Source organism: Anaerolineales bacterium, from assembly GCA_022866145.1.
In the GTDB taxonomy this organism is placed as follows: Bacteria; Chloroflexota; Anaerolineae; order Anaerolineales; family E44-bin32; genus PFL42.
This window is the reverse complement of record JALHUE010000396.1, coordinates 1-9793: the sequence shown is the minus strand read 5'-3', so window position 1 is coordinate 9793 and position 9793 is coordinate 1. Positions and strand designations below refer to the sequence as shown.

At 67.3% G+C, this 9793-nt stretch carries 7 protein-coding genes; all 7 read right to left on the bottom strand.

Annotated features, from left to right (window positions below; genetic code table 11):
* The coding region (locus MUO23_12010; protein MCJ7513682.1) for a heterodisulfide reductase-related iron-sulfur binding cluster at window positions 1-1140 on the bottom strand (1140 nt) is incomplete at its 3' end.
* 7 nt (window positions 1141-1147) lie between these two features.
* On the bottom strand, window positions 1148-2170 hold the full coding sequence (locus MUO23_12005; GenBank protein ID MCJ7513681.1) for a methylenetetrahydrofolate reductase: 1023 nt from the start codon (window positions 2168-2170) through the stop codon (window positions 1148-1150).
* A gap of 16 nt (window positions 2171-2186) precedes the next feature.
* Window positions 2187-2873 (bottom strand): methylenetetrahydrofolate reductase C-terminal domain-containing protein, encoded by a 687-nt coding sequence (locus MUO23_12000; GenBank protein ID MCJ7513680.1) that lies wholly within the window; start codon window positions 2871-2873, stop codon window positions 2187-2189.
* Window positions 2874-3055: 182 nt separating this feature from the next.
* Window positions 3056-3517, bottom strand: coding sequence for a hydrogenase iron-sulfur subunit (locus MUO23_11995; protein MCJ7513679.1), 462 nt, complete (start codon window positions 3515-3517; stop codon window positions 3056-3058).
* Window positions 3504-8084 carry an FAD-dependent oxidoreductase gene (locus MUO23_11990; protein ID MCJ7513678.1) on the bottom strand — a complete coding sequence of 1527 codons (4581 nt, stop codon included), beginning with the start codon at window positions 8082-8084 and terminating at the stop codon, window positions 3504-3506. The genes MUO23_11995 and MUO23_11990 overlap by 14 nt, the downstream gene beginning before the upstream one ends.
* A 346-nt stretch (window positions 8085-8430) precedes the next feature.
* On the bottom strand, window positions 8431-8919 hold the full coding sequence (locus MUO23_11985) for a hydrogenase iron-sulfur subunit (protein MCJ7513677.1): 489 nt from the start codon (window positions 8917-8919) through the stop codon (window positions 8431-8433).
* A 64-nt stretch (window positions 8920-8983) separates the two neighbouring features.
* The coding region (locus tag MUO23_11980; GenBank protein ID MCJ7513676.1) for a 4Fe-4S binding protein at window positions 8984-9793 on the bottom strand (810 nt) is incomplete at its 5' end.

Below are 9793 nucleotides of genomic sequence, written 5' to 3'. Positions count from 1 at the left end.
GGATTGGGTCGCCGAAAGCGAGGCGCCACAGCAGGAGACCTTTCGATCCCAGTCGAGGACGGTCGCACCCAGCGTTTGTAACAGGCGGTCCATCTGCATCGGGTACTCGGCGGCCTCCGAGCCGGTGACACCTGGCGGGCGAGTCAGGAGGCAACCGTAGTAGCACACGACCTTCAGCCCGTCCAGCGGCTTGACGAGGCGCTGGGCGACTGCCTCGAGGCCTACCCGCTCGAGGATCAGGTCGAGCAGGGAAAGGATGTTCAAGCTGTCGTGATAGGTCTGCCCGAGGTCCTGCTCGAGCTCAGCCTGCAGAGCCGGATCACGGCGCAGGTCGCGGGTGGCGGCGCGGAAGCGGTTGAAACACGCGGCGCAGGGCAGGATGACGTCGCTCAGGCCTTCCTGCTCAAATAGGATCAGGCTCTCGAGCGGGAGCTGGACGGCTAGACGGTGGTCGGTGCGATGGGCCGGGGTCGAGCCGCAGCACACCCAGCCCTCGGGCTCGACGGGCTTCAGGCCGAGGGCCTCAAGCACGGCCCGAGTCGACTGATCGAATTCCTCGGCCATCGAATGCAGTGAGCAGCCCGGGTAGTAGCCGATTTCGTCCGGCGGGCGCGAAGCCGGCGCCAACGGCGCCTTGCGCTTGCCGCGGCGGACGATATGCGGCAGGAACTTGATCTTGCCGTGCCGCAGCAGGTTCAGGCCGAGGTCGATGTCCTTGAAAGGCTTCCCGGTTCGCAGGTTCATCTCCGCCAGCAGGCCCAGTTCGTACGACCGGCCCAGCAGATCGACGTCACGCAGGAAGACCTTGTTGAACAAAGCGACCGCAGGCACCTTAGGCTCGAGGCCGCGTTCGATGGCTTCCTCGATGATGTAGTCCATGACACGGGCGACATCGATTCCCTGCGGGCAGCGGGTGGTGCAGGTCTGGCACGAGGCGCACAGCCACGGGGTGAGGCTGTTGAAGATGGCGTCCTCCATCCCCAACTGGGCTGCCCGCATCACCTGATTGGGCGCCAGGTCAAAATGCTCGGCCAGCGGGCACCCGCTCGTGCAGCGGACGCACTGGTAGCAGAGTGAGACGTTCTCGCCGGTCTGCGACTGAATTCTGCGGGCGAAATCGGTGCTGATGGTCGTCTGCATGACAACCTCAACTCGCCGGGGCGGCCGCATCCGCCGCCGGCAGGGGGGTTGGCTCGGGGCGCGGCAGCAGGCCGGCGCCCTCGACGATCGTCTTCACGGCCTCTTCCCATTCGATGGCCATCACGTGCGCCCCCGCGACGCCTTCAATCTGGCGAGCTTGCTGGATCAGCTCGATAGCGACCTGGATGCCCTCTCTGCGCCAGGCGGCTGCCCGCGCCTTCTTGTCCTCCTTGTCGATCCCGGCGGCAGCCTCTTCCATGCGGTCGATGTACATCTTGGGCACGTCCATGCCCGGGACCTCGTTGGCCATGTACTTGGCCATGCCGGGTGACTTCAGCGGGCCGATGCCGGCCAGGATATACACCTTCTCGTGGACGCCCAGCTTGCGCACCTTGTCCATGAAGTCGGCAAAGCGCTCCATGTTGTAGATCAGCTGGGTCTGGATGAAATCTGCGCCGGCGGCGACCTTCTTGGCCAGCCGGTGCGGCCGCCAGTCGAAGGGATCGCCGAACGGGTTCTCGGCGGCCCCGACGAAGAAGCGCGGCTCGATCCCCTTGATCTCATCACCGCACTGGAAGCAGCGCTGGTCGCGCAGGCCCTTGACCATCCCGATCAGCCCCATGGAATCCAGGTCGTGCACGTTCTTGGCGCCGGGATGGTTGCCAAACGACTGGTGATCTCCGGTCAGGCAGAGCACGTTGCGCATGCCGAGGGCGTAGGCCCCCAGCAGGTCCGACTGTATTGCCAGGCGGTTGCGGTCGCGGCAGGTCATCTGGATGATCGGCTCCAGCCCTTCCTGGTAGGCGATCGTCCCGGCCCCGATGCTGGACATACGGACAATGGCCGTCTGATTGTCGGTAATGTTGGCGGCGTCGCAGGCGCCCTTGAGCAGCTGGGCCTTCTTGCGGATGACGTCCGGGTCGGCGTTCTGCGGCGGTCCGAGCTCGCCGGTGACGGCGAAGTGGCCGGCCCGCAGGATGCGCTCGAGTCGCGAGCCGGACTTGTAGCCGTTGAGGTGTCCTTCGCTCATCTTGTCCCTCCGGACCTCAGTCCGAGCCTTCCGCCGCCAGGCGGAGGTCTTCGCGGGTGATGCGGCGCGGGCCGCCATCGCGGCTCGTCGTCCAGTCCTTGGGTGGCTGGATCTCCATCAACAGGTGAAGCCGGTTCTGCGCCGCCAGCCGGTCGTAGATCAGCTGCCAGGCGCACGGGGTGTCATGGCCGATCTCGCACTCGCCATTCTGTGAGCCGCCGCATGGGCCGTTCAGCAGCTGCTTGGCGCAGCGGGCGATCGGGCAAATGCCGCCGGTCAGGCCGAGCAGGCACGAACCGCAGGCGGCACAGCGCTCTTCCCAGACTCCCTGCTCGGTCGGCTGGCCGAGGAAGGCGGTGTTCAGGCCGGGAACGACGATCACGTCCGCAAAGCGCTCGGCCAGGGCTTGTACGCCGATGCCGCAGCCCAGCGAGACCACGATGTCGGCCTCGTGCGCCTGCTCGCCGACGGGATCGATGTACTCCCATTCGCACTGGCGCTGGACGGTGACGTGGGAAACCTCCACCGGGGTGCCGTCGATCCGGCTGGCCATGCGCAGGCTGGCAGCCAGGATGCCGGCTTCTTTCTCGCCTCCGGCGAAGCACACCGTGACGCAGGTGCCGCAGCCGACAACCAGCACCTTGCGGGCATCGGCGATCAGGCCTTTGATCTCCTCCAGCGGTTTCTGCTCAGCAACGATCATCCAAACCTCCTCGGGCCGGCGCACATCCGCCCGCCCGACATCAGCGATTGGACCCGGGCCTTAAGTTCGATCCCCGCCATCGGCGCTGGAAGGCGTTGCGCGTGCCCCCGCGGCCGGGCGTGACACGTTTCCGCCCCCGCTTCGTCGGGGGAGGAGCCCAGGGGTGGGGGTGGGCGGGATCATCATCGATCGGCGATCTCCGTTGTTCCTTCTGGCCCCGAGTGCCTTGTCCTATTCCGGCGCAGCGGGCTCGGACCGAGCGCCTGGACCTCCTCGGTCAGGCTGGTGGCGAACTCGGCAAACTGGTGCGCCATGGCCGACGACAGGTTGGCCATGCGCAGCCGCTGCGGCTCGAGCCCGATCGCCTGCAGCAGCTGCTGCGTGTAGGCTACTCTTCGCTTGGCGTTGGCATTACCCTCCAGGTAATGGCAGTCGCCAGGCAGTCAACCCGCCACGAGGGCGGCATCCACCCCTTCCTCGAAGGCCCGCAACAAGTGGAGCACGTCGACCCGGCCGGAGCAAGGGACCTCAATCACCTTGATCGCCGCAGGATATTGCAGCCGCAGGCTGCCGGCCAGGTCGGCGGCATTGTAGGCGCAGTGGGTGCAACAGAACGCAGCGATCTCCGGCTCAAACGTCCCCACGGCCAACCTCCGCAAACATCGCTTCCAGCTTGACCAGGATCTGGTCGTCGGTGTAGTGCGCCAGGCGGATGGCTTTGGCCGGGCAGGCGGCGACGCAGGTGCCGCACCCCCGGCAGATGCTCGGTTCGATGAAGGCGGCTCCCGTGATCTGACCGACCCCGACAAACTCGCCGGAAACCGAGGGGACATCGAACGGGCACACCCGGACACAGGTCAGACAGCCGACGCACTTCTCGGGCTGGACCTGGGCCACCGCGCCGCCTGCCGTCCGGCTGGTCTGCGACAACACGCGGGCGGCGCGGGCGGCGGCTGCCTGAGCCTGGATGATGGTCTCATCCATCAGCTTGGGGTAGTGCGCCAGCCCGGCCATGAACAACCCCTCGGAGGCGAAATCGACCGGGCGCAGCTTGACATGGGCCTCGAGGAAGAATCCATCCGCGTCCCGCGGCAACTTGAGCGCGCGGGCGACCTGGCGCGCCTCCTCCGGCGGGACTACCGGCGTGCTCAGGACCAACAGGTCCGGCTGAAGCACGATCGATCGACCCAGCTGGGACTCGGCGAGCGCGATCCGCAAGCCCTCCGGCGTGACCTCGACCTGCGGCGGATGGGCCTCGTCGTAGCGGACGAAGGTGACCCGGGCCCGGCGGGCCTCGGTGTACAGGTTCTCCTTGAAGCCATAGGTGCGGATGTCCCTGAACAGCACCGTGACGCGGGCGGCGGGACGCAGACGCTTGAGGCGCAATGCGTTCTTCAGGGCCGTGATGCAGCAGATGCGACTACAGTAGCGCTCGGCCGGCCCCACACACTGAATGAAGACCACCTCGTCCGGCAAGCGTCCGCCCAGCGCCTGCCAGGCGGCGGCCACCTCCGCCGGAGGCTCGTCAACCGTGTCCTCGGCCAGACCCAGCAGGCCCTCGAAGTCCAACCCGGTCAGGATGCGCGGGCTGGTCCCGTAGGCGTACTCGGGGCCGCGGTATTCCTCGCCGCCCGTGGCCACGATGGTGGCTCCGTGACGGACCTCGATCCGCTGTCCGTTGTCGTCTTCGAGCACGCTGGTGAATTTCCCGACGAATCCCTCGCTGGCGGCCAGCCTGTGGCCGAGGTGCACCTGGATGCGTTCGTTGTCGTCGATGCTGTGCATCAGGCGCGCCAAGTGAACCTGCGGTTGCACGTCGCCGAAGGCGGTGGCCTGCAGCTGGCGCAGATGGCCTCCCAGCACCGGCTGGCGCTCGACCAAGTGAACGTTGAAGCCTCCCTCGGCCAGCGACAGGGCAGCCGTCATCCCGGCCAGCCCTCCACCGAGCACCAGAGCGGCAGGCTCGACGGGAACCTGCGAGGTCGTCAGAGCTTCGAGTAGGTTGACCCGGGCCACCGCCATCCGAATTAGTTCGCGAGCTTTGGCCGTTGCCGCCGGCCGATCGTGGGAGTGCACCCATGAGCAGTGGTTGCGGATGTTGGCCATGTCGAACAGCGCAGGGTTGAGCCCGGCGGCGCGGATACTGTCCTGGAACAGCGGGGCATGGGTCCTGGGCGTGCAGGAAGCCACGACCACTCGGTTGAGCCCAAGCTCCTTCACCTTCTCGGTGATGCGGGCGATGCTGTCCTGCGAGCAGGTGTACAGGTTGTTCTCGGCGTGCACCACCCCCGGCAGGGAGGCGGCGTACTCGGCCACCGCCGGCACATCCAGATAGCCGCCGATGTTCGAGCCGCAGTGGCAGACGAAGACGCCGGTGCGGGCCGGCTCGTCGTGCGTGTCGCGCTCGGGCGGAAACTCGGCGATCCGGGTCAGGCTGTGGCGGGCGGGCGCCAGCAGGCCGGCCGCCCGGGCGGCGGCGCCGCTGGCCTCGACCACCGACTCGGGGATGTCCTTGGGCTCGCGGAAGGGACCGACGGCATAGACCCCGGGCCGGGAGGTCTCGAGGGGGTTGAACAAGACGGTGTGACAGAAGCCGTAGTCGTCCAGTTCCACCCCGAGGTCGCCCGCCAGCTTGCGCACCGCCGGGCTGGTCTCCATGCCGACGGACAGCACAACCAGATCGAATTCGTCCCGGGTCAACCGGGAGGCGTCGGCCGAGCTCTCGGCGCGAGCATAGCGGATGCTCAGGTCTCGAGATTCCGGCACCTCGGCCACGGTCGAGATGCGGCAGCGCGTAAACTCGACACCGTATTGGCGCCGAGCGCGCTGGTAGTAGGCCTCGTACCCCTTGCTGAACGCCCGCATGTCCATCATGAACACATGGACGTGGGTTTGCGGGTCATGCTCCTTGGCCATCACCGCCTCTTTGGCGGCGTACATGCAGCAGACCGCTGAGCAGTAGTCGTGGGTCTGATCGCGCGAGCCGACACACTGGAGGAAGGCAATGCGCCGAGCCGGTTGGCCGTCCGATGGACGCAGCACGCGGCCGGCTGTCGGCCCGGAGGCTGAGAGCAGCCGCTCGAACTGGAGGGCGGTGACGACGTTCGGGTACCGCCCCAGGCCGTACTCCTGCGAGAGCTCAGCCCGGTAGACCTGATACCCCGGGGCCAGGATCACGGCGCCAACCCGGACCTGTTCCTCCGTGGCGACCATGTCATGATCGATGGCCTGGGTGCCGCAAGCGTATTGGCAGGAAAGACACTCGGAGCACACAGCGCAGGCTAGGCAGCGGGCAGCCTCGGCCTGGGCCAATTCGTCGGTGTAACCGCGCTCGACCTCGTCGAAGGTGACCCGGCGTTCGTCCGCCGCCAGTTCTGGCATCGGCAGGCGCGGTCCGGGCCGCGCCGGACCATGGGCCACGCGCTCACCGGCTTCGGCTGCCGTCAGCCGAACAATAGGCAGCTCCGGTTTCGGGTGGGGCTCGAGAGCATCGCCCCGCAGGTAGCGGTGGATGCTCTCGGCCGCCTTGTGTCCCGAGGCGACGGCTTCGATGACGAAGGCCGTGCCCGAGACCGAGTCGCCGGCGGCGAACACGCCGGGACGGGTGGCGGCAAAGGTGTTGGGGTTGATGGCGATCGTGCGCTGTTGGGTCAGGCCGACGCCGGCATCATCGGGGATGAAGGCCAGGCCGGCGCGCTGTCCGACCGAGAAGATGACGGTGTCGGCGGCCAGGATGTGCTCCGAATCCGGTTCAATCTCGACTTGAAGCCGGCGCTCGTGGTCGAAGGAGAACGAACGCACGCGGACGCATTCCACGCCAGCGGCATGTCCGGACCCATCCTCCACAACCCGCAAGAAGGTGCGCGAGGCGTGGATCGTCACCCCCTCGGCTTCGGCCGCCTCCGATTCCGACGGATGGCACAGCATCGCCGCGCGCGGTTCGAGACAGGCAAGATAGACCTCGGAGCCCAAGCGGACGGCCGTGCGGGCGACGTCGATGGCGACGTTGCCGCCGCCCAGCACCAGTACCCGGCGTCCGAGTTCCGGCGGGGTTGCCAGACGCACGTCGCGCAGGAAGTGGGTGTTGATCAACACCCCGGGCAGGTTGGCGCCGGGGATCGGCAGACGAACGCCTTCGTGGGCGCCGACCGCCACCAGCACGGCCGCAAATCCCTGATCAAACAGGGTATCCAGGTCGTCGACGCGGGTGTTCAAGCGCAAATCAATCCCGAGGTCGGTGATATCGGCGATCTCGCGCTCGATGATTCCGGCCGGCAAGCGATATTCGGGGACGCCGACGCGCAGCATGCCGCCCGCCACTGGCAGCGCCTCGAAGACCGTGACGGCGTAGCCCAGGCGGGCCAGGTCCTGGGCGGAGGTCAGGCCGCACGGCCCGGCGCCGATGATCGCCACCCGCTCCGGGTGGAGAAGCTCAGCCCTGGGCCTCGGCAGACGCGGCCGGGCGTACACCTTGTCGGTCACGAAGCGCTTCAGGGCGCGGATGTTGACCGGCTCGTCCAGCAGGCCGCGATTGCAGGCGTCTTCGCAGCGGTGATTGCAGATGCGGCCGCAGATGCCGGGGAAGGGATTGTCTTCCTTGATCACGCGCAGGGCGTCGTCATAGCGGCCCTCGCGGATCAGGGCGATGTAGCCCTGTGCCCGCTGGTGGGCCGGGCAGGCGTCGCGGCACGGGGAAACTCCCAGCTTCTCGATGGCGTAGGCGTTGGGAACAGCCTGTGGATAGAGCTTGAAGGCGGCGTGACGGGTGGAGAGGCCCTCATTGAACAGATCGGGGATCACCACCGGGCACACGTTGGCGCAGTCGCCACAGCCGACACACTTCGTCAGGTCGATGTAGCGCGGCTTCTTGCGCAAGGTGACGGTGAAGTCGCCGGCCTGCCCGTCGAGGCGGACGACCTCGGTGTCCACCAGGACGTCGATGTTCAGGTTGCGTCCGGTCTCGACCAGCTTGGGGCTGATCGTACACATGGCGCAGTCATTGGTGGGGAAGGTCTTGTCGAGCTGGGCCATGTGGCCGCCGATGGCGGACTGGGTCTCGGTCAGAATGACGCGGTAACCCTGGTCGGCCAGGTCGAGACTGGCCTGCATGCCGGCGATACCCCCGCCGACGACGAGCACGGCGCCCACGGGTTGCCCGGCGCGCGACGAGGCAGTCGCCTCTACTGGGGCGGTGCCGGGCTGAGTGCTCACGCTACGCCCCTCCCCTAGCTGTGTGATGAAGGAGCGCTCCTCCTGGGTCGGAACCGTCGGTTCCTGGTAGACCGCTCGTTCAGCACGTCCGATCGGTTCCAAGTCTGAGAGCGGGCTGGGTGGCCCGCAGGTACACACCCATGATAGGTTTGGCCGGTCCACACTCCCCAGTGCCGGATGTCATGCCCGGAGGGGAGCAATTTCATCCACTTAGGGCGGGAAAGGGCTCATCGCCGGTCCTGATCCCGCCTCTTCGGACATGGTCGTCAGCCAGATGTGGGTACGGCGTCACTGGGTAGCCCCACCGATCGGGCGAGGGAGGCCTGGGATCGGCTCCCGGGTGGGCTCAGCCACTTCCCCGGGGTGCCGCCAGCGGCGGCGGCTCCGGCGGCTCCCCGGTCCTGGCGGCGACCAGTTCGCCCTTGAGCGGATTCGGCCCGAAGCCCTGCGCCCTCTCGGTCATCTGGCGGGCGATCTCGGCAAAGGTGTGCCCCATGCCGCCCGAAACGAAGAACATCTCCAGCCGCCCCGGCTCCAGGCCAATCGACTGCAGAATGGCCTTGGTGCGAGCCACTCGGGCCAGGCCGCGTTCGTTCCCGTGCACGTGATGGCAGTTGCCCAGCGAGCAAGCAACGACATATACCGCATCGGCCCCTTGCTCGAAGGCGTTCAGCAGGTACTGAACGTCGATCTTGCCGGTGCAGGGAAGGCGGATGAGCTTGACGTTGGCCGGGTACTGAAGGCGAAGCGCGCCGGCGGTGTCGGCGGCCATGTACCCGCAGTACGAGCAGGTGAAGGCGGTGATCTCAGGGACGTAGCCGTTGGAGGCAATCACGCAGCGGCCTCGCCAGCGGCTGACAGGCGGGATCGAGCGGGAGCCAAGCGCCCTGCCATGGGGATCATGCGTCTCCCGCCTGGGCCAGCGGCAGGGGGACCTGCCAGCGGCCGAGGCCGACCATGACTTGGTCGTCGCGGAAGCTGCCCAGCTGGATGGCGCGAGCCGGACACTCGCCGGTACACGTACCGCAGCCCTGGCAGCGGGCGGGATCAATCCAGGCATGGCCGCCCAGGCTGCCGACGCCTTCCCGGTCATACACCATCTGCGGGATGCCAAAGGGGCAGGTTCGGTTGCACGTCAGGCAGCCGACGCAGCGATCCGGGTCGACGGCGGCCACGGCGCCGCCGACCTGGATTGTCGGCCGGCTGAGCACGGTCAGGGCGCGGGCGGCACAGGCAAGAGAGTGGGTGATGCACTCCTCGATGAACTTCGGGTAATGGGCCATGCCGGCCAGGAACAGGCCTTCATCGGAGAAATCCATCGGCCGCATCTTGAGGTGGGCTTCCATGAAGAAGCCTTCGGGCGAGAGTGGGAGGCCGATGCGCTCGGCCAGCTCGTGGGTCCCCGGCGAGGGCTCGATGGCCAGGCTGAGAGCCACCAGGTCGGGCTCGAACGAGAGCGTCGTGCCGAAGGCGTGCTCGTCGACATCCACCAGCAGAGCCTGGTGAGCGCCGCGGGCCTCCAGGCGGACGCGCGGCGGCCGGTCGTCGCTGTAGTGCACGAACAGCACGCCGCGGCGGCGGGCCTCGACGTAGTACTGCTCGCGGAAGCCGTAGGTGATGATGTTCTTGTACAGGACAACGACCTGGCAATCCGGGTTGAGCATCTTCAACCGGATAGCGTTCTTGATGGTGTTGGTGCAGCAGATGCG

Excerpts from the sequence above, each read along its gene's own strand:
- MUO23_12000 (MCJ7513680.1), bottom strand. The coding sequence starts at position 2,873 with ATGATCGTTGCTGAGCAGAAACCGCTGGAGGAGATCAAAGGCCTGATC.
- MUO23_12005 (MCJ7513681.1), bottom strand. The coding sequence starts at position 2,170 with ATGAGCGAAGGACACCTCAACGGCTACAAGTCCGGCTCGCGACTCGAG.